Origin of the sequence: Pseudomonas sp. Z003-0.4C(8344-21), assembly GCF_900104975.1 — a bacterium.
GTDB lineage: Bacteria > Pseudomonadota > Gammaproteobacteria > Pseudomonadales > Pseudomonadaceae > Aquipseudomonas > Aquipseudomonas granadensis.
On record NZ_LT629756.1, the window covers coordinates 1,279,709 to 1,300,177 of the forward strand.

Sequence of the window (20,469 nt, forward strand, 5' to 3'; positions counted from 1 at the left end):
TGGTTCTGGTATAAAGCTGCATCGTTTGTGGCCGAACTGTCGTCCTCAAGCCTCTGTCGAATTTTCTCCAAACCGTTGCAAGGTAATGTCCATGAGCGAACGTCCCGAAGAGCCGAACAAGGCTTCTGACGCCGAAAGTCTGCTGCCCGTCGATGAACACATCGAAGAAGGGCACGACGCGGAAGGTCGTAAAGTCCGGCATCGTGGTATCTATCTGCTGCCGAACCTGTTCACCACTGCAAACCTGTTTGCAGGCTTCTATTCCATCATCAATTCGATGAGTGCCCAGGCTGCGTTGAGCGCCGGTGATTCGGCGAACGCGAGCAAGTATTTCGCTTTTGCCGCGATCGCGATTTTCGTCGCCATGGTGCTCGATGGCCTCGATGGTCGTGTGGCGCGCATGACCAATACGCAAAGTGCCTTCGGCGCCGAGTACGACTCGTTGTCGGACATGGTCGCGTTCGGTGTCGCCCCGGCGTTGCTGGCGTTCGGCTGGGCGCTGGGTGATATGGGCAAGGTCGGCTGGATGGTCGCCTTCATCTATGTAGCAGGCGCGGCGTTGCGTCTGGCGCGCTTCAACACTCAGGTCGGTACCGCTGACAAACGCTATTTCATCGGTCTGGCAAGTCCGGCGGCTGCTGGCGTCGTGGCCGGTATCGTCTGGGCGTTCAGCGATTACGGCATCCAGGGTTCGAAGATGTCGTTCCTGGTGGCGCTGATGGTCGCTGCGGCCGGCATGTTGATGGTCAGCAACATCAAGTACAACAGCTTCAAGGAGCTGGATCTGAAAGGACGCGTGCCGTTCGTGGCGATCCTGGCGGTGGTATTGGTGTTCGCCGTTGTGTTCAGCGATCCGCCGCGAATCCTGCTGCTGGTGTTCCTTGCTTATGCCGCTTCCGGGCCGGTGCAGTATCTGTTGCGTCTTCGTCGCCACAAAAAAGCCGAGTGATGTAATTTCCCGCATACTCCGCAGTCAATGGGTGCATCAGTCCTCCAAAGCTGCGGAGTTGCCATGTTGATCAAAGTCCCTAAAGCGTCCGACTGCCATGAGTCGGATGTCACGCCTGAATCCATTTATCTTTCGCGTCGCCGATTACTCGGTGCCACAGCGGCCGGCATTGCGATGAGCAGTCTGCCGCGTTGGGCCAGCGCCGATGATGCCGCGCGGTACGCCGATGTCGAACCTGGCAGAGCGCCGGCCTGGTTTACCGAAAAGCTTCCTTCTACCCAATGGGGCGCGGTTAATGTCAAGGATGAGGCGATCACGCCTTATAAAGACGCTACTCATTACAACAACTTCTATGAATTCGGTACGGACAAGGGCGATCCGGCAGCGAACGCCGGGTCGCTGAAAACCGAGCCGTGGAGCGTTGTGGTGGACGGGGAGGTGGGCAAGCCCGGACGTTATGCGCTGGAAGATTTCATGAAGCCGTATCAACTCGAGGAGCGCATCTACCGTCTGCGCTGTGTCGAGGCATGGTCGATGGTCATTCCGTGGATCGGCTTTCCGATCTCGGCATTGCTCAAGCAGGTCGAGCCGACCTCCAAGGCCAAGTACATCCGCTTCGAAACCCTGCAGGATCCGAAGAGCATGCCCGGGCAGCGCTCGGGTTTCGCCTTGATCGACTGGCCTTATGTCGAGGGCTTGCGACTGGACGAGGCGATGAATCCACTGGCGATCCTTGCGGTCGGGATGTATGGGCGCGAGTTGCCGAACCAGAATGGCGCTCCGTTGCGTCTGGTGGTGCCGTGGAAATACGGCTTCAAGAGTGTGAAGTCCATCGTGCGCATCAGTCTGGTCAGCGAGCAGCCGAAGACCACCTGGCAAAGCATCGCCGCAAATGAGTACGGCTTCTATGCCAACGTCAACCCGACCGTTGATCACCCGCGCTGGACGCAGGCACGCGAGCGACGTTTGCCGAACAGCCTGTTTAAACCGAACGTGCGTGATACGCAGATGTTCAACGGCTACGCGGATGAAGTCGCTTCTTTATATACAGGGCTCGATCTACGGAAGAATTATTGATGCGATTCCCGTACTGGCGGATAGGCGTGTTCATTACAGCGGCCATCTGGCCGTTGCTGTGGTTGTATCAAGCTTTGGAAGATTCGCTGGGGCCTGATCCCGGCAAAGTCCTGGTCGATCGGCTGGGGCTGGGCACGTTGATCCTGCTGCTGATCACCTTGAGCATGACGCCTCTACAGAAGCTGACCGGGTGGGCTGGGTGGATCGCCGTGCGCCGGCAGTTGGGGCTTTGGTGTTTTGCCTATGTGGTTTTGCATCTGAGTAGCTATCTGGCATTCATCCTTGGCTTCGATTGGTCGCAACTGGCGGTCGAATTACGCAAGCGGCCGTACATCATCGTTGGGGCTTTGGGTTTTCTTGGCTTGTTGGCACTGGCGGTGACGTCTAATCGCTACAGTCAGCGTCGGCTGGGTGTGCGCTGGAAAAAGTTACATCGCTTGGTTTACGTGATTCTGGGTCTGGGTTTGCTGCATATGTTGTGGATCGTTCGTGCAGATCTCGAAGAGTGGGCGATTTATGCCTTTATAGGTGGAGTGCTGCTCGTTCTGCGTATTCCACCGGTGATGCGCAAGATCCCGCGTTTAAAGGTCGGGAAGCAGGTTTTGCAAGAAAAGCGAAATTAACGGTTGACGGCAGATCTGAGGTGTCTATAATTCGCCCCACTTCCGGCGCAGTCGAAACGGAAAACTCCTTGAGATTCAACGAGTTAAGTAGGTTTCGGCAGTAGGTGGTTTCAGTTCATCGAAGCCCGAAAGGAAGTTGAAAAAGAGGTGTTGACAGCAGCGTGTAACGCTGTAGAATTCGCCTCCCGCTGACGAGAGATCGAAAGCGCAAGTGGTTGAAGTTGTTGAAGAAATCTTCGAAAGCTTCTGAAAATAATCACTTGACAGCAAATGAGGCTGCTGTAGAATGCGCGCCTCGGTTGAGACGAAAGATCTTAACCAACCGCTCTTTAACAACTGAATCAAGCAATTCGTGTGGGTGCTTGTGGAGTCAGACTGATAGTCAACAAGATTATCAGCATCACAAGTTACTCCGCGAGAAATCAAAGATGTAACCAACGATTGCTGAGCCAAGTTTAGGGTTTCTTAAAAACCCAAAGATGTTTGAACTGAAGAGTTTGATCATGGCTCAGATTGAACGCTGGCGGCAGGCCTAACACATGCAAGTCGAGCGGATGAAGGGAGCTTGCTCCTGGATTCAGCGGCGGACGGGTGAGTAATGCCTAGGAATCTGCCTGGTAGTGGGGGACAACGTTTCGAAAGGAACGCTAATACCGCATACGTCCTACGGGAGAAAGCAGGGGACCTTCGGGCCTTGCGCTATCAGATGAGCCTAGGTCGGATTAGCTAGTTGGTGAGGTAATGGCTCACCAAGGCGACGATCCGTAACTGGTCTGAGAGGATGATCAGTCACACTGGAACTGAGACACGGTCCAGACTCCTACGGGAGGCAGCAGTGGGGAATATTGGACAATGGGCGAAAGCCTGATCCAGCCATGCCGCGTGTGTGAAGAAGGTCTTCGGATTGTAAAGCACTTTAAGTTGGGAGGAAGGGTTGTAGGTTAATACTCTGCAATTTTGACGTTACCGACAGAATAAGCACCGGCTAACTCTGTGCCAGCAGCCGCGGTAATACAGAGGGTGCAAGCGTTAATCGGAATTACTGGGCGTAAAGCGCGCGTAGGTGGTTCGTTAAGTTGGATGTGAAATCCCCGGGCTCAACCTGGGAACTGCATTCAAAACTGTCGAGCTAGAGTATGGTAGAGGGTGGTGGAATTTCCTGTGTAGCGGTGAAATGCGTAGATATAGGAAGGAACACCAGTGGCGAAGGCGACCACCTGGACTGATACTGACACTGAGGTGCGAAAGCGTGGGGAGCAAACAGGATTAGATACCCTGGTAGTCCACGCCGTAAACGATGTCAACTAGCCGTTGGGAGCCTTGAGCTCTTAGTGGCGCAGCTAACGCATTAAGTTGACCGCCTGGGGAGTACGGCCGCAAGGTTAAAACTCAAATGAATTGACGGGGGCCCGCACAAGCGGTGGAGCATGTGGTTTAATTCGAAGCAACGCGAAGAACCTTACCAGGCCTTGACATCCAATGAACTTTCCAGAGATGGATTGGTGCCTTCGGGAACATTGAGACAGGTGCTGCATGGCTGTCGTCAGCTCGTGTCGTGAGATGTTGGGTTAAGTCCCGTAACGAGCGCAACCCTTGTCCTTAGTTACCAGCACGTTATGGTGGGCACTCTAAGGAGACTGCCGGTGACAAACCGGAGGAAGGTGGGGATGACGTCAAGTCATCATGGCCCTTACGGCCTGGGCTACACACGTGCTACAATGGTCGGTACAAAGGGTTGCCAAGCCGCGAGGTGGAGCTAATCCCATAAAACCGATCGTAGTCCGGATCGCAGTCTGCAACTCGACTGCGTGAAGTCGGAATCGCTAGTAATCGTGAATCAGAATGTCACGGTGAATACGTTCCCGGGCCTTGTACACACCGCCCGTCACACCATGGGAGTGGGTTGCACCAGAAGTAGCTAGTCTAACCTTCGGGAGGACGGTTACCACGGTGTGATTCATGACTGGGGTGAAGTCGTAACAAGGTAGCCGTAGGGGAACCTGCGGCTGGATCACCTCCTTAATCGACGACATCAGCTGCTCCATGAGCTCCCACACGAATTGCTTGATTCATTGAAGAAGACGATAGAAGCAGCTTTAAGCTCCAAGCTGATAGCTCCAGGCTAACAGTTACGCGCTCGAAATTGGGTCTGTAGCTCAGTTGGTTAGAGCGCACCCCTGATAAGGGTGAGGTCGGCAGTTCGAATCTGCCCAGACCCACCAATTTTGTTATGGGGCCATAGCTCAGCTGGGAGAGCGCCTGCCTTGCACGCAGGAGGTCAGCGGTTCGATCCCGCTTGGCTCCACCATATAAACTGCTTCTGAAAGCTTAGAAATGAATATTCCGAGAGAATATTGATTTCTAGTCTTTTGATTAGATCGTTCTTTAAAAATTTGGGTATGTGATAGAAAGATAGACTGGACGTTACTTTCACTGGTAACGGATCAGGCTAAGGTAAAATTTGTGAGTTCTCTTAATTGAGAAATTCGAATTTTCGGCGAATGTCGTCTTCACAGTATAACCAGATTGCTTGGGGTTATATGGTCAAGTGAAGAAGCGCATACGGTGGATGCCTTGGCAGTCAGAGGCGATGAAAGACGTGGTAGCCTGCGAAAAGCTTCGGGGAGTCGGCAAACAGACTTTGATCCGGAGATGTCTGAATGGGGGAACCCAGCCATCACAAGATGGTTATCTTGTACTGAATACATAGGTGCAAGAGGCGAACCAGGGGAACTGAAACATCTAAGTACCCTGAGGAAAAGAAATCAACCGAGATTCCCTTAGTAGTGGCGAGCGAACGGGGACTAGCCCTTAAGTTGATTTGAGATTAGCGGAACGCTCTGGAAAGTGCGGCCATAGTGGGTGATAGCCCTGTACGCGAAAATCTCTTGTCAATGAAATCGAGTAGGACGGAGCACGAGAAACTTTGTCTGAATATGGGGGGACCATCCTCCAAGGCTAAATACTACTGACTGACCGATAGTGAACTAGTACCGTGAGGGAAAGGCGAAAAGAACCCCGGAGAGGGGAGTGAAATAGATCCTGAAACCGTATGCGTACAAGCAGTGGGAGCCCACTTTGTTGGGTGACTGCGTACCTTTTGTATAATGGGTCAGCGACTTATTTTCAGTGGCGAGCTTAACCGAATAGGGGAGGCGTAGCGAAAGCGAGTCTTAATAGGGCGTCTAGTCGCTGGGAATAGACCCGAAACCGGGCGATCTATCCATGGGCAGGTTGAAGGTTAGGTAACACTGACTGGAGGACCGAACCGACTACCGTTGAAAAGTTAGCGGATGACCTGTGGATCGGAGTGAAAGGCTAATCAAGCTCGGAGATAGCTGGTTCTCCTCGAAAGCTATTTAGGTAGCGCCTCATGTATCACTGTAGGGGGTAGAGCACTGTTTCGGCTAGGGGGTCATCCCGACTTACCAAACCGATGCAAACTCCGAATACCTACAAGTGCCGAGCATGGGAGACACACGGCGGGTGCTAACGTCCGTCGTGAAAAGGGAAACAACCCAGACCGTCAGCTAAGGTCCCAAAGTTATGGTTAAGTGGGAAACGATGTGGGAAGGCTTAGACAGCTAGGAGGTTGGCTTAGAAGCAGCCACCCTTTAAAGAAAGCGTAATAGCTCACTAGTCGAGTCGGCCTGCGCGGAAGATGTAACGGGGCTCAAACCATACACCGAAGCTACGGGTATCATCTTCGGATGATGCGGTAGAGGAGCGTTCTGTAAGCCTGTGAAGGTGAGTTGAGAAGCTTGCTGGAGGTATCAGAAGTGCGAATGCTGACATGAGTAACGACAATGGGTGTGAAAAACACCCACGCCGAAAGACCAAGGTTTCCTGCGCAACGTTAATCGACGCAGGGTTAGTCGGTCCCTAAGGCGAGGCTGAAAAGCGTAGTCGATGGAAAACAGGTTAATATTCCTGTACTTCTGGTTATTGCGATGGAGGGACGGAGAAGGCTAGGCCAGCTTGGCGTTGGTTGTCCAAGTTTAAGGTGGTAGGCTGAGATCTTAGGTAAATCCGGGATCTTAAGGCCGAGAGCTGATGACGAGTTACCCTTTGGGTGACGAAGTGGTTGATGCCATGCTTCCAAGAAAAGCTTCTAAGCTTCAGGTAACCAGGAACCGTACCCCAAACCGACACAGGTGGTTGGGTAGAGAATACCAAGGCGCTTGAGAGAACTCGGGTGAAGGAACTAGGCAAAATGGCACCGTAACTTCGGGAGAAGGTGCGCCGGTGAGGGTGAAGGACTTGCTCCGTAAGCTCATGCCGGTCGAAGATACCAGGCCGCTGCGACTGTTTATTAAAAACACAGCACTCTGCAAACACGAAAGTGGACGTATAGGGTGTGACGCCTGCCCGGTGCCGGAAGGTTAATTGATGGGGTTAGCTAACGCGAAGCTCTTGATCGAAGCCCCGGTAAACGGCGGCCGTAACTATAACGGTCCTAAGGTAGCGAAATTCCTTGTCGGGTAAGTTCCGACCTGCACGAATGGCGTAACGATGGCGGCGCTGTCTCCACCCGAGACTCAGTGAAATTGAAATCGCTGTGAAGATGCAGTGTATCCGCGGCTAGACGGAAAGACCCCGTGAACCTTTACTATAGCTTTGCACTGGACTTTGAATTTGCTTGTGTAGGATAGGTGGGAGGCTTTGAAGCGTGGACGCCAGTTCGCGTGGAGCCATCCTTGAAATACCACCCTGGCAACTTTGAGGTTCTAACTCAGGTCCGTTATCCGGATCGAGGACAGTGTATGGTGGGTAGTTTGACTGGGGCGGTCTCCTCCTAAAGAGTAACGGAGGAGTACGAAGGTGCGCTCAGACCGGTCGGAAATCGGTCGTAGAGTATAAAGGCAAAAGCGCGCTTGACTGCGAGACAGACACGTCGAGCAGGTACGAAAGTAGGTCTTAGTGATCCGGTGGTTCTGTATGGAAGGGCCATCGCTCAACGGATAAAAGGTACTCCGGGGATAACAGGCTGATACCGCCCAAGAGTTCATATCGACGGCGGTGTTTGGCACCTCGATGTCGGCTCATCACATCCTGGGGCTGAAGCCGGTCCCAAGGGTATGGCTGTTCGCCATTTAAAGTGGTACGCGAGCTGGGTTTAGAACGTCGTGAGACAGTTCGGTCCCTATCTGCCGTGGACGTTTGAGATTTGAGAGGGGCTGCTCCTAGTACGAGAGGACCGGAGTGGACGAACCTCTGGTGTTCCGGTTGTCACGCCAGTGGCATTGCCGGGTAGCTATGTTCGGGAAAGATAACCGCTGAAAGCATCTAAGCGGGAAACTTGCCTCAAGATGAGATCTCACTGGAACCTTGAGTTCCCTGAAGGGCCGTCGAAGACTACGACGTTGATAGGTTGGGTGTGTAAGCGCTGTGAGGCGTTGAGCTAACCAATACTAATTGCCCGTGAGGCTTGACCATATAACACCCAAGCAATTTGCGTCGAACAGACCAGATTGCGGTGTGTGAAGACGAAACGAACCGAAAGTTCGATGTTCACAAACACCGACAGCTGTCACATACCCAATTTGCTGAAGCGAGGCCATCTGGCCACGATTCGGTACCCGAATTTCTTGACGACCATAGAGCGTTGGAACCACCTGATCCCATCCCGAACTCAGCAGTGAAACGATGCATCGCCGATGGTAGTGTGGGGTTTCCCCATGTGAGAGTAGGTCATCGTCAAGATTAAATTCCGAAACCCCAATTGCGAAAGCAGTTGGGGTTTTGTTTTGCCTGCGGGAAAGTTTGCGCGCACTAGCGAACAAATTTGCACAGTTATTTTCCAATCACAGCACTAGAATAGCCCCACCTTTTTTGGAGCCAGAGCCTGTATGTCAGAGTCGGTTGACGCCCCCGGGCTGTCAGAATTACCGCTGGAAGACCTGGTAGCCTGTCATGAGTGCGACCTGCTGATGCGCAAGCCTCAACTCGCTCACGGCGAGAAGGCCGTCTGTCCGCGTTGTGGTTACGAGTTGTACGCCCACCGCCATAACGTGGTGCAGCGCAGCCTTGCCTTGGTGATCGCTGCGCTGCTGTTGTATATCCCGGCAAACTTTTTACCCATCATGCAGCTCAATATTCTCGGCCAAACCTCACAAGACACCGTTTGGAGCGGTGTTGTGGGCCTGTTCAACACCGACATGCAGGGCGTTTCGATTGTCGTTTTCCTGTGCAGCATGGCCATACCGCTGCTGAAGCTGCTGTGCCAGTTATTCGTTTTACTGACGATCCAATTCAATGTCGGTCGCAGTTACGGCTTGCTGCTTTACCGCATTTACCACCACCTCAGAGACTGGGGAATGCTCGAGGTCTACCTCATGGGCGTGCTGGTGGCGATCGTCAAGCTGGCAGATATGGCAGCAATCACGGTCGGCCTCGGCTTGGCGTGTTTCATCGGTTTGTTGCTCGTACAGGTCTGGCTGGAAGTGGTGATGTCACCGCATCAGATCTGGCAGGCGTTATCAGGAGAGGATGCCCATGCGGGCGATTGATGCAGGCATTCTGGTGTGCACCGAGTGCCACGAACTGAACAAGCAGGAAGCCGACCTCGATCAGCAGACGTGCACCCGTTGCGGTGCGCTGGTACACGCCCGGCGTCCGAATAGCCTGACCCGAACCTGGGCGCTGCTGATCACCGCTGCGATCATTTACATCCCGGCCAATGTCCTGCCGATCATGACGGTCAGTTCTCTGGGGCAGGGCGATCCAAGCACGATCATGTCCGGGGTGATCCAGTTGGTGCAGCACGGCATGATTCCGATTGCAGCAGTGGTGTTCATTGCCAGCATTCTGGTGCCGACCTTCAAACTGGTCGGCATTGCGCTGCTGCTGTTTTCGGTGCAGCGACGTCAGCCGCTATCCGCGCGTCAGCGCATCTGGATGTACCGCTTTATCGAATTCATCGGTCGCTGGTCGATGCTCGATATTTTTGTGATCGCCATTCTGGTGGCGGTCGTCAACTTCGGCCGACTCGCCAGTGTCGAAGCCAATCTTGGTGCCATCGCCTTCGCCACTGTGGTGATTCTGACGATGCTTGCCGCAGTAACTTTTGATCCCCGGCTGATTTGGGATAACACGGAGTCGGATGACGACCATGACTGATTTGCCTGTAGCGAAAACCCGACCGGCCTCTAACTGGTCTGCCATCTGGGTGCTGCCTCTGATCGCGCTGATCATCGGCGGCTGGCTTGGCTGGCGTGCCTACTCCGAAACCGGTATCGAAATCCAGGTTCGCTTTGAAAGCGGCGAAGGCATCCAGGCCAACAAGACTGAAGTGGTCTACAAAGGCATGCCGGTCGGCAAGGTCAAGACGCTCAAGCTCGACGATGAAGGCAACTCCAAAGGCGTGATTGCCACCGTCGAAATGAACAAGGACGTCGAACAGTACCTGAAAACCAGCACGCGGTTCTGGTTGGTCAAGCCGAGCGTGACCCTGGCCGGCATTACCGGCCTGGAAACCCTGGTGTCGGGTAATTACGTCGCTATCAGTCCGGGCGAAGGCGAGCCGACGCGCAAGTTCAAGGCGCTGGCCGAAGAGCCTCCGCTGTCTGACGCCAAGCCCGGCCTGCACCTGACCATCAAGGCTGACCGCCTCGGCTCGCTGAATCGCGGAAGCCCGGTGTTCTACAAACAGATTCAGGTGGGTCAGGTTAAAAGCTATCTGCTGTCGGAAGACCAGAGCACTGTTGAACTCAAGGTCTTCATCGAGCCGACCTACGCCAAACTGGTGCGCAAACACACACGTTTCTGGAATGCCAGTGGCATCAGCATCGACGCTAACCTGTCCGGGGTGAAAGTGCGCAGCGAATCGCTGGCCAGTATCGTCGCCGGCGGCATCGCCTTCGCCACACCCGAGAACCGTAAGGACAGCCCGCCGACCGATCCAAGCCTGCCGTTCCGTCTCTACGAAGACTTTGATGCGGCGGCAGCGGGTATCCGCGTGAAGGTCAAACTCAGCGACTTCGAAGGCCTGCAGGCCGGTCGTACGCCAGTGATGTACAAAGGCATTCAGGTCGGCAACCTGAAAGCCCTCAAGGTCGATCCGGATCTGAACAGCGCTACTGCCGAGCTGACCCTCGATCCTCTGGCCGAAGATTATCTGGTCGACGGCACACAATTCTGGGTGGTCAAGCCGTCGATTTCTCTGGCGGGTATCACCGGGCTGGAAGCGTTGGTGAAGGGTAACTACATCGCGGTGCGTCCGGGTGACAAAGGCGCGGCGCCGAAGCGTGAATTCGAAGCGCGACCGAAAGCGCCGCCACTCGACCTGCGTTCACCGGGCCTGCACCTGGTATTGTTCACCGATACCCTCGGTTCCATCGATGTCGGTAGTCCGATTCTGTACAAGCAGGTCAAGGTCGGTTCGGTGCAGAGTTACCAGTTCTCCAAAACCCGCAAGCAATTGATCATCGGTGTGCACATCGAGAAAGAATACGAAAATCTGGTCAACGCCTCGACGCGCTTCTGGAATGTCAGCGGCGTTACGCTGACCGGCGGTTTGACCGGCGGGATTCAGGTCAAGAGCGAGTCGCTGCAGACGTTGATGGCTGGTGGCATCGCCTTTGAAACGCCACAGGCCAAGGCGCCATTGCAGAAGCGTATTCCGCGTTTCCGCCTGTTCGCCAGTCACGACGATGCCAACCAGAAGGGCGCCGTGGTCACCATCAAGGTTGATCGCGCGGACGGTCTGCGCAGCGGCACTCCGGTGCGCTTCAAGGGGCTGGACGTCGGCAAGATCGAAAGCGTCGACCTGACTGACGATCTGCAGTCGGTCATCCTCACCGCACGTATAACCGAAGTGCCGGAGAAGATCGCCCGGGTCGGCAGTCAGTTCTGGGTGGTCAAACCTGAACTGGGCCTGATCAAGACCGAGAACCTCGAAACCCTGGTCACCGGCAAGTACATCGAGGTGCAACCAGCGGCGAAGAACCTTGGCCCGCAGAACAACTTTGTCGCCCTGGCTGAGGCTCCGGAAGTGACGAAGCAGGAGGCGGGGTTGAGTCTGGTATTGAGCGCGGCGCGTCGTGGCTCACTGAAACCGGGTGTGCCGGTTACTTATCGGGAAATCACCGTAGGCAAAGTCACTGGTTATGAGTTGGGCCAGACGGCTGACCGGGTACTGGTACACATTCTGATCGAGCCGAAATACGCGCCGTTGGTGCGCAGTGGCAGCCGCTTCTGGAACACCAGCGGGGTCGGTTTTGATTACGGCTTGTTCAAAGGTGTCACGGTGCGCACTGAATCGCTGGAAACGCTGATTCAGGGCGGCATCGCCTTCGCTACGCCGGACGGCGAGCGCATGGGCAATCCGGCGCGGGCCGAGCAGACGTTCCCGTTGTTCGACAAGTTCGAGGATGAGTGGCTGACCTGGGCGCCGAAGATTTCGCTCGGTAAGTAAATCCTGCGGTGTTTCGGCTGGCCTCATCGCCAGCAGGCTGGCTCCCACAGGGGATCGTGTTCACAACACAAATTCCTGTGGGAGCTGGCTTGCCAGCGATGAGGCCCTAAAAGACAGCACAAAACTCAAGCCATAAAAAAGGGCCGCGATCCCATCGGATCGCGGCCCTTTTTCGTTTTCAGTCAAAGCCGATCAAACTGCATCCAGCTCCGGCTCATCCGCCTGCACGTTCAACGTGGCCTTCACCACATCATGGCGACGGATGTATTTCCAGTCCGCCTCATCGATGTAGATCCCCGCCGGGCCGCTGCCGCCTTCCAGGTCGATCGCAACACTGGCGCAGACCTGCGGCTTCACACTCGCCAGAATCGGCACGAAGCCCAGTTGCAGACTGGTTTCCAGCAATGCGGCCTGGTTCTTCTCGTCAATGTCCGCCGCCTCGTCGAGGTAGTACGGCAGGCGCACACGGCCGGCCAGGTCGCGGTCCATCAAGTGCAGCAACAAGTACATGTTGGTCAGCGCCTTGATGGTCATGGTCGTCCCGTTGGACGCCGCGCCATCGATGTCGGTGTGGATCACCGGCTGACCGTTGACCTTGGTGATCTCGAAGGCCAGTTCGAACAAGTCCTTGAGGCCGAGCTGGTTGTGGTTCGCTGCCACCAGTCGCGCCAGATATTCCTTGGCCTCTTCGTTCTTGTTGTCCTGCTCGGCGCTCTGGCTCAGATCGAACACCGACAGGGTTTCGCCTTCTTCGTACTGACCGGCGCTGTGGATGATCTGATCGATGTGCTTGAGCGCTTCCTTGTTCGGTGCCAGGACAATGCGGAAGCTTTGCAGGTTGGAAACCTGACGCTTGTTGATCTCGCGGTTGAACAGCGCCAGTTGATGCTCAAGGCTGTCGTAGTCGCTGCGGATGTTGCGCAGGGTGCGTGCGATGTCGGTGACCGCCGCGCGGCGCGCCTTGCCCAGCGTCAGTGCTTCATCGGTGCGGTGCGCGTAAGCGTTGATCAGCAGCGACAGGCGGCGCTCCATGTCGTCTTCGCTGTCGAACTTGGCCACGCCTTTGAGGCGCACCTGCGCATACAACGCTTCGATCTGACCGTCGGCGCGCAGCAAGCCCTGCCAACTGTCCTGATAGTCGTTGAGCAGCGGCAGCAAGTTGTCCATCGAGTCGTCGACCGGGTCCATGAACGGCGTGCCGAACGGCAGGTCCGCTGGCAGCAGCTGGCGGCGGCGCAGGGCGTCGTCGAGCGTGCGTTGTTTGGCTTCCATGTCGGCGATCTGCCGGCCGACCAGTTGCAGCTTGGCCGACAGTTGCTGGACGCGCTCGGTGAAGGCATCGCTGGAGCGCTTGAGTTCGTCCTGTGCGGCTTCCAGTTGCGCCAGTTGCTCGAGTTTGTCGGCTTCTTCGGCGCTCAGGGTTTGCGTGCGGCGGAAATCTTCCAGCGCTTTCTGCGCATCCAGTACCTGCTGGTACAGCGCTTCGGTCTGGGTTTTGCTCGCGGCGCGGTCAGCGGCCACGGCTTGTTGGGTTTTCAGTTGCTTGAGTTCTTTTTCCAGACGCTCTTTTTGATCGCGCAACGCGGCGCGGTCGGCCAGCGCTTGCAGGGCCGGCGGCTCTATGTGCGAGATGTCGATCGACAGGCCCGGCACTTCGAAGCGCTCGCCTTTGAAACCATCAAGAATCAGCTCGACCGATTTGACCCACTCGCCGTTCTCGTCGAGGGTGATGCCGTGTTCGCCGAGCGGCAGGCTGAACAGCGCGCTGTTGAACAGACGCATCAGGCGTTCAACGTCCTGTTGCGAGAATTCTTCGCGCAGACGGGCGTAGCTGTTGTTGTCGGCGTTATCGAGTTGCTGCTTCACCGACTTCAGGCGTTTTTCCAGATCGCGCAGACGCTCTTCGAGATCTTCGGCGCTGAACTGCCGCGACTGCGCCAGCGCGCCGGCCAGTTCGTCGTGCGCGTCTTTGGCGGCGAGCAATTGTTGCTCGAGCACTTTGACGTCATCGACCAGCGCGAAGCGGTTTTTCAGCACCGACAGCTCGCCGAGCCAGCGCTGGATGCCGGAAATCTCCCGCTCCAGACGCATCAGTTCCTGAGTGCCGCCGCGCTGATCGTTTTGCAGATCGTCCTGCTCGCGGCGGTAGTGCTCGGCTTGCAGCGTCAGCTCTTCCTTGCGCGCGGTGGCGTAGTCGGACCAGGTGCCGAGCAGCGAATCGAGCAGCGGCGACAGGCGATGCAGTTTGCCGCGCAGCACATCGCGCTGTTTCACGCCGTTGGCCAGCGCTTCGACCAACGGACCGGCGGCAACCAATGAGTTGTAATCCTGCTCCATACGTCGTACGTCGCGGAAGGCTTCTTCGCACGCGGCGATGTAATCGACGCTGCCGGAACGCAGGCTGTGCTCAAAGGCATCGAGGAACAGCTGCTTGAGCTTGGCCGCAGTGATTTCGCGCATGTGCAGCAGGTTGATGAACAGCGCACGGAAGGTTTTCAGGCTTTGCTCGCTGGTCGAGCGCAGCGGAATCAGCGTCAGGTCGAGCGGGATCGACGTGTGACCGCCGACCAGCAAACGACGCAGTTCGTCAGGCTTGAGTTCGTAGGCTTTCAGGCCTTCTTTCTCAAGGTTGCTGAACAGCTCTTTCTGGCGCAGGCAGGTGTCGTTTTTCTGGTAATGGGCCAGGTCGAGTTTGCCGGCGTAGGCAAAGAACTGGTGACCGAACCCCCCGCCCGGGCCACGACCGACCACACCAATCACGTGCGGGCCGTGAGGCAGGTTCACTTCGACGAGGATGTAGCTGGTGTCGGAGGCGAAGTAGAAGCGCCGCGATTGCTCGAGGCTGTACTTGCCGAAACTCATGTCCGACATGCGCGCCAGAATCGGGAACTGCAAGGCGTTGATCGATGCCGATTTGCCGAGGTTGTTCGCGCCGTAAACCGATAGCGGTTCTTCCAGCGGGAACAAGCCGAGGCTGTAACCGGCGGTGTTCAAAAGGGCAAAGCGGCGGATGCCGTAGCGTTCCTGGCTCATGCGTCGGACTCCTGTTCTTCGGCAATGGCGCGGGCCAGTGCGTCTTCTTCGCTTTCTTCGGCAAACTCACTGAGGTCCAGTGGGTCGTCGGTTTCGAGGAATCTGGCTTCCGCCGCTTCGTCGATCAGCACTGGTGCCGGCAGCGGCAGCACGCTGTGCACGCTGGCCGCCAGGTCGCGGTCCTGCTGCACCGACAGGCACACATCGAGGAAACGGTGCATCGGCGGCAGGAAGCGGTACACACCGTTTTCTTCGCCGGCGAAACCCAGTTGAGTCATGCGGCGCATGATCTTTTCCTCGAGTTCTTCGACGGTCTGCACTTCGGCCTGGATGAACAGGTCGCGATACTTGTCCAGCAGCGACGGCAATTCTTCACGGCCGAGGCTGCCGCCGTCGAGGACGGCGATCGGGTCGCGGCCCTGATCAGCCAGATGCTCAACGAGGATGAAGGTGAACAACGCCAGACGCTGGGCGGTCTTGTTCACCGCCGCGGCGGCCATGTCCGGCACGAAGTAGTAGAAGCCACGGGTGTCGCAGACCAGTTCAAAGCCCAGCGCCTTGAACAGCGTGCGGTACTGGTCCTGGAAATTCGACAACTGGGCGTACAGCTCCGGGTCGCGGCGGCTGACGTGGTAGCCCTTGAACAACTCGCGGAAGATCGGCGCCAGTTGCGACAGTTCGGAAAGATCAAGATGCATGGGGGATGCTCGCAGAATCCTCGGCGGCGGTGTCGCTGGCCGAGAGCAGGGCGAAGGAGCGCAGGCTGACCTGATGCTCGTGAGTGTGGTATTCGCGGCGTTCCAGACGCTCGCGCTTGAAGCGTTTTTCCCGCGACAGGCGCGAGAACCAGTAGAGCAATTCGTCAGTGGCGCCGTCCGGTTCCTGCTCCAGCAGCCAGGTCATCAGATCCGGCATCGGCAGAGCTTCTTCGCAGCGGTCGACCATCTCGCGCACGGTGCGCGGCGCACGTGGGGCATCGCCAGCCTTCTGGGTCTTGTGCGCCTTCGGGAAGCGCGCCGGTTTCGGCTCGAAACGCGCCAGCGCATAGACGTAGGCTTCGACCTGACTGGCGCTGCCGAGGAAGGTACTTTGCGGGCGGGTGAACAATGGCATCGCCGCCTGTGGTACTGCGTCGATGCCTTTACGTCGGATCGCCGCCAGCGCCAATGCCGCACCACGGGTCACGGCGTTGTGCCGGCGCGCTTCTTCACGCAACGGCAGCAGCAGTTCGCGGGCGTGCCGCAAAGTCAGCTGGGCGCTGGTCTGCATTTCGAGGATGCGCGCGTGGGTGCGCAGAAGCATGTCGTCATCGACCAGATGGCCGAGGCGCTGCTGTTCGCTGAGCATTTTCAGCAACACCGTTTCGACCTTGCGCACGCCTTGTTCAAAGGCGCCGTCGGCGTTGACCAGATCGATCATCGGCTCGACGTATTCGTCCCACGTCGCCAGTACTTCGGCGTAACGCTGACGCAACGGAATCTGCCGGTCGCTGGTCTTGGCGCGTTCGGCCACAGCGACCAGCGCCTGTTCGTCGTTGTCGAGTTTCTTCAGCACGTCGCGCACGCGCATGTCGAGCAGGCGCAATTGGCGGGCGAGGTCGTTGCCGTCGCGTACTTCGAAGGCGTCCTGAATGTAACCGGCCAGCCGTTCGAGGTGACGCAGGTAGGCTTCGATTTCCAGGCACAGGCCCAGCCGGTGTTCGCGGCGCAGGTAGGCAAGGAAGTCGTGGATCTGCGCGTTCAGCTCGAAACGGTTCGGGCTTTTCGCCACGGGCACCAGGATGTCGAGGCGAATCCACACGTCGAGCAGGCTGGTGATGTCCTGCGGCGTGCTGTCGAGTTGTTGGGCGGCCAGTTGCGTGCGCAGTTCGTTGAGGCTCAGGGTGCCTTGGTCGAAGTGCTCGCACAGTGGCTCCAGAAGTGCCCAGTGTTCAGCGAGGGCGCGCAAGACGCGCTTGGGTTCGATCATCGGAATGGCCGGCTGGTTGGCGATTAAAAGCCGCGATTGTACTGCATCGAAGCCGATGCGATTCACTCTCGGGACGGACTGCTGCCTTTCTTTTCAATCAAGTGCATCGATCAACAGCAGGCGATCTTGAGCGAAGGGCGGTAGAATCAGCGCACTTTCCGTTATCCACAAGTGGCCGACCCTTGCTTATCGAGTCCCGCCGCCGCGCCTATTTGAACGCCATGCAGGTGGTCACCTGGCTGCCGCGCACCGAATTGCCCTTCGCCGCGCCGTCCCGGCCCGAGTTGCTGGACATGCCCGAGCCTGAGCCAGAAGTGCCCGTCGTGACTGCGCCTCAGGCCCAGGCCCAAGTCCAGGCACCGGTGCAGCCGGCGATCGCGCGGCCGAGCGAACGGCCGAAAGTCGAGGTGCCACGGCCTTCGCTGGCCAGCACCCGCAATGGTGCCAAACCGGTGGAAGAGGCCGTGGCCACGCCGGTCGTCGCCAAACCCGCGCCGGTGCCACCGCCACGTTTTGCCCTGCAATTGCTGCGCGCCGGGCGCTGCCTGCTGCTGGTCGAGTTACCCACAGGCGAAGCGTTCCAGAGCCGCGACCCGGCTTATCTGTTGCTCAAGGACATGCTGCGCGCCGCGGGTCTGCCGGATGCGCCGCAAATCGTCGGTGAGCCGGTGCGCTGGCCGTGGCTAAATCGCGGCACGCTGGACCAAGGCCCGGACGCGGCGCGGGACTTCGTCCAGGGTTTCCTCTCGGTACAAATGGAAGCGGCACCCTGCGCCTGCCTGTGGCTGATCGGCTTGCCGGCCGTGCGTTTTGCCGGCGAAGCGGACGCCGAGGCGTTCAATCGTGAATTGCAGATCGAAGGTCTGGGCCCGGCCTGGGCGATTCCCGGTCTGGAATTGTTAATGGAAGAGCCGCAGCGCAAAGCCGCTGTGTGGCAAGCCATGCGTCGGCTGATGGCGCGCTGGAAAGAATCGAATGAGTGACGCGGTAACCTTCCGCCCGATGACCGAGGCGGATCTCGAGGCAGTGCTGAAAATCGAGTACGCCGCTTACAGCCATCCGTGGACCCGGGGAATTTTTCTCGACGGTCTCGGCAAATACCAGATCTGGCTGATGTTCGAAGGGCAGCAGCAGGTCGGGCACGGTGTGGTGCAAATCATTCTCGACGAGGCGCACCTGCTCAACATCACCGTCAAGCCTGAGAACCAGGGACGTGGGCTGGGGCTGACGTTGCTGGAGCATCTGATGTCGATTGCCTACAAGGCTGAAGCTCGGGAGTGCTTTCTGGAAGTGCGCGACAGCAATACTGCGGCATTCAAGTTGTATGAGCGTTATGGCTTCAACGAGATTGGCCGGCGCCGGGATTATTATCCGGCGGTGGGGGGGCGTGAAGATGCGGTGGTGATGGCCTGCACCCTTGTTGACTGAAGCTTAAAAGCATCGCGAGCAGGCTCACTCCTACAGTTTGGAATGCGTTCCCCTGTAGGAGTGAGCCTGCTCGCGATAGCGATTTATCAGGTGCCGCTGATCAGCGCTTGCCATCCAGCGGATCCAGGTCCGCCAGTTCAGCCTCGTCCAGTCCGTCTCCGCCGCCGATGTCATTTTCTCCGACCACGCTCAAATCCCAATCTGCCTGATTGCCCTCACCAATTTCTTCGGCATCGCGAGCGCCATCGTCGCGGATCAGCGTTTCCGGGCTCAAATCGTCGTCCGTCGGTTGGTGATCATCGACCGAGCCGCCGGTCAGACCTGCCTCACGCACGCGTTCACCTGGCATCAGCTGCTCGCGTTCACGCTCAGGAATCTCATCACCGATCTTCGCGCTGGGCTCTTCGTCGTCGAAATCCAACTCATGCACCGAACCCATGCGGTCTTCGTTATCATCGATGGGCTCCGGTTGCGCCGCATCGTAGGGGCGTCGTGAATCAGTCATGGCAAATCCTCATACTGTGGGCCTTACTTGGAGTGGACTCATCAGGCGCACGAGAATTCCAACGAAAACACTTTGCTCAACGGGCGTGACTCCGACGGGCGGTCGTCTATCAAACCAGCGCATCTTTCTTGAGGCCTTATCCATGCACGACTTACAAGACCTGATTGATAACAACGAGCGTTGGGCTGACGCGATCACCAAGGAAGACCCGGATTTCTTCGCCAAACTGGCGCGCCAGCAGACCCCCGAATACTTGTGGATCGGCTGTTCCGACGCACGGGTGCCAGCCAACGAAATCGTTGGCATGTTGCCTGGCGATCTGTTCGTGCACCGCAACGTCGCCAACGTGGTGCTGCACACCGACCTCAACTGTTTGTCGGTGATCCAGTACGCAGTGGACGTGCTCAAGGTCAAACACATCCTCGTTACCGGCCACTACGGTTGCGGCGGTGTGCGCGCGTCGATGCAGGACCGCCAGTTCGGTCTGATCGATGGCTGGCTGCGTTCGATCCGCGATCTGTATTACGAAAAGCGCGAAGAACTGGCCAAGCTGCCGACCGAAGAAGAGCAGGTCGACCGGATGTGCGAACTCAACGTGATCCAGCAAGTGGCCAACGTCGCGCACACCAGCATCATCCAGAACGCCTGGCATCGCGGCCAGAGCCTGTCGATCCACGGCTGCATCTACGGCATCAAGGATGGCCGCTGGAAAAGTCTCAACACCACCATCAGTGGTTTCGAGCAACTGCCGCCGCAGTATCGCTTGCGCCCGATCGGCCCGGCGTAAAGCCGCCTAGCGTCGGCCCGATTGCCGCCAGCGCTGGAGAAAGTGCAGGCCTTCCAGGCTTGGCGGTTCATCGTAACCGGTGATCCAGCCACGACAACGTGATGAGCCGCAACCGCAGGCAAACTGGCGCGAGAGTTTGTCTTCAGTGGCGGCGTAATCAATGCTCAGATGCTCGCCGCGCTGAATGTCCTTGAGCGACCACAGCCACAACTCAGTCATGTCGAGAAACGTGTTCGGGTCGCAGGCATGTTCGAGCAGTCCGCAAAAGCGAGGATCGTACAGGTGAATGCCGCCGAGCAATTGGCGGGTCTGTCGGCAGCGATAGGGCAGCAATTGCCCGGAAACCCTGCACATCCGGTGTGTACCGGGAAAATCTCGGCGTGCGGCGATTGCCACCGGATTGGCGTAGGGATCGTGAATGATTTCGAAGTCGGCACTGGAGGGAAACCCAAGACGCACGGGCAGGCCGGAGAAGGGGTAGATGCCTTCGGTATCGTGCGGGGCAGAGCCTGCCACGGCGTGGGTATTCATGATCTTCCTTTGTCGCACGGCTATGCGACGTTGCCGGGACGACGTCCTGTCGGCCCTTGTTTACAGCCATGGATCCAATCTAGTGGTTACAGGTATAACCGGTCTACTGTCAGATGTGACAGGCGTGATAGACGTATTCCCGCGTCAGCCAGG

The 20,469-nt window shown here is 57.3% G+C and carries 14 protein-coding genes, 2 tRNA genes and 3 rRNA genes; 14 read left to right on the forward strand and 5 right to left on the reverse strand.

Annotation, left to right across the window (positions count from 1 at the left end; all coding sequences use genetic code 11):
* The first annotated feature begins 91 nt into the window (after positions 1-91).
* The 11 genes from pssA to BLU24_RS06050 all read left to right on the forward strand — a co-directional run bounded on the left by pssA (position 92) and on the right by BLU24_RS06050 (position 12,064).
* Positions 92-949, forward strand: a complete 858-nt coding sequence (gene pssA / locus BLU24_RS05995; protein WP_093098311.1) for a CDP-diacylglycerol--serine O-phosphatidyltransferase — start codon at positions 92-94, stop codon at positions 947-949.
* A 63-nt stretch (positions 950-1,012) separates the two neighbouring features.
* Complete coding sequence (gene msrP / locus BLU24_RS06000; RefSeq protein WP_093098314.1) at positions 1,013-2,026, forward strand: protein-methionine-sulfoxide reductase catalytic subunit MsrP; 1,014 nt, start codon at positions 1,013-1,015, stop codon at positions 2,024-2,026.
* On the forward strand, positions 2,026-2,649 hold the full coding sequence (gene msrQ, locus BLU24_RS06005) for a protein-methionine-sulfoxide reductase heme-binding subunit MsrQ (RefSeq protein ID WP_093098317.1): 624 nt from the start codon (positions 2,026-2,028) through the stop codon (positions 2,647-2,649). The genes msrP and msrQ overlap by 1 nt, the downstream gene beginning before the upstream one ends.
* Positions 2,650-3,134: 485 nt before the next feature.
* Positions 3,135-4,671 (forward strand): 16S ribosomal RNA (locus BLU24_RS06015).
* 123 nt (positions 4,672-4,794) lie between these two features.
* Positions 4,795-4,871, forward strand: a tRNA-Ile gene (locus tag BLU24_RS06020).
* 10 nt (positions 4,872-4,881) lie between these two features.
* Positions 4,882-4,957 (forward strand) — tRNA-Ala (locus BLU24_RS06025).
* Between the two features lie 234 nt (positions 4,958-5,191).
* Positions 5,192-8,085 (forward strand): 23S ribosomal RNA (locus BLU24_RS06030).
* Positions 8,086-8,236: 151 nt separating this feature from the next.
* Positions 8,237-8,352: ribosomal RNA gene (rrf, locus tag BLU24_RS06035) — 5S ribosomal RNA — on the forward strand.
* Together the 16S, 23S and 5S rRNA genes with 2 tRNA genes alongside form the textbook arrangement of a ribosomal RNA operon.
* A 146-nt stretch (positions 8,353-8,498) precedes the next feature.
* The gene (locus BLU24_RS06040) at positions 8,499-9,158 is read left to right on the forward strand and encodes a paraquat-inducible protein A (RefSeq protein ID WP_090286299.1); all 660 of its coding nucleotides are present in this window, start codon (positions 8,499-8,501) and stop codon (positions 9,156-9,158) included.
* Positions 9,145-9,768: a paraquat-inducible protein A gene (locus BLU24_RS06045; RefSeq protein ID WP_090286297.1), complete on the forward strand. Its 624-nt coding sequence runs from the start codon at positions 9,145-9,147 to the stop codon at positions 9,766-9,768. The genes BLU24_RS06040 and BLU24_RS06045 overlap by 14 nt, the downstream gene beginning before the upstream one ends.
* A complete protein-coding gene (locus BLU24_RS06050; protein ID WP_093106464.1) occupies positions 9,761-12,064 on the forward strand; it encodes a PqiB family protein in 2,304 nt (767 codons plus the stop codon). The genes BLU24_RS06045 and BLU24_RS06050 overlap by 8 nt, the downstream gene beginning before the upstream one ends.
* Positions 12,065-12,256: 192 nt before the next feature.
* Here BLU24_RS06050 and mksF read toward each other — a convergent pair whose 3' ends face one another.
* Genes mksF through mksB form a run of 3 tightly spaced genes read right to left on the reverse strand, consistent with a single transcriptional unit; the run spans position 12,257 to position 17,065 of the window.
* Positions 12,257-15,097 (reverse strand): Mks condensin complex protein MksF, encoded by a 2,841-nt coding sequence (gene mksF / locus BLU24_RS06055; protein ID WP_093098320.1) that lies wholly within the window; start codon positions 15,095-15,097, stop codon positions 12,257-12,259.
* A complete protein-coding gene (mksE, locus tag BLU24_RS06060) occupies positions 15,094-15,795 on the reverse strand; it encodes an Mks condensin complex protein MksE (protein WP_090286292.1) in 702 nt (233 codons plus the stop codon). Before mksE ends, mksF begins: the two co-directional genes overlap by 4 nt.
* The gene (mksB, locus tag BLU24_RS06065; RefSeq protein WP_167359908.1) at positions 15,785-17,065 is read right to left on the reverse strand and encodes an Mks condensin complex protein MksB; all 1,281 of its coding nucleotides are present in this window, start codon (positions 17,063-17,065) and stop codon (positions 15,785-15,787) included. Before mksB ends, mksE begins: the two co-directional genes overlap by 11 nt.
* A gap of 221 nt (positions 17,066-17,286) precedes the next feature.
* Between mksB and BLU24_RS06070 the strand changes: the two genes are divergently transcribed.
* Together BLU24_RS06070 and rimI are read left to right on the forward strand one after the other, a co-directional pair.
* Positions 17,287-18,048: an energy transducer TonB gene (locus tag BLU24_RS06070; RefSeq protein ID WP_093098323.1), complete on the forward strand. Its 762-nt coding sequence runs from the start codon at positions 17,287-17,289 to the stop codon at positions 18,046-18,048.
* Positions 18,041-18,493: a ribosomal protein S18-alanine N-acetyltransferase gene (gene rimI / locus BLU24_RS06075; RefSeq protein WP_090286286.1), complete on the forward strand. Its 453-nt coding sequence runs from the start codon at positions 18,041-18,043 to the stop codon at positions 18,491-18,493. The genes BLU24_RS06070 and rimI overlap by 8 nt, the downstream gene beginning before the upstream one ends.
* A gap of 100 nt (positions 18,494-18,593) precedes the next feature.
* Here the strand turns inward: rimI and BLU24_RS06080 are convergent, their stop codons facing one another.
* Positions 18,594-18,998, reverse strand: coding sequence for a serine kinase/phosphatase (locus BLU24_RS06080; protein WP_093098326.1), 405 nt, complete (start codon positions 18,996-18,998; stop codon positions 18,594-18,596).
* Positions 18,999-19,140: 142 nt separating this feature from the next.
* Here BLU24_RS06080 and can point away from each other — a divergent pair, with 142 nt between their 5' ends.
* On the forward strand, positions 19,141-19,785 hold the full coding sequence (gene can / locus BLU24_RS06085; protein WP_090286282.1) for a carbonate dehydratase: 645 nt from the start codon (positions 19,141-19,143) through the stop codon (positions 19,783-19,785).
* 6 nt (positions 19,786-19,791) lie between these two features.
* On the opposite strand, the gene BLU24_RS06090 is transcribed toward can, so the two are convergent.
* A complete protein-coding gene (locus BLU24_RS06090) occupies positions 19,792-20,316 on the reverse strand; it encodes an SET domain-containing protein-lysine N-methyltransferase (RefSeq protein ID WP_093098329.1) in 525 nt (174 codons plus the stop codon).
* Positions 20,317-20,469 lie beyond the last annotated feature (153 nt).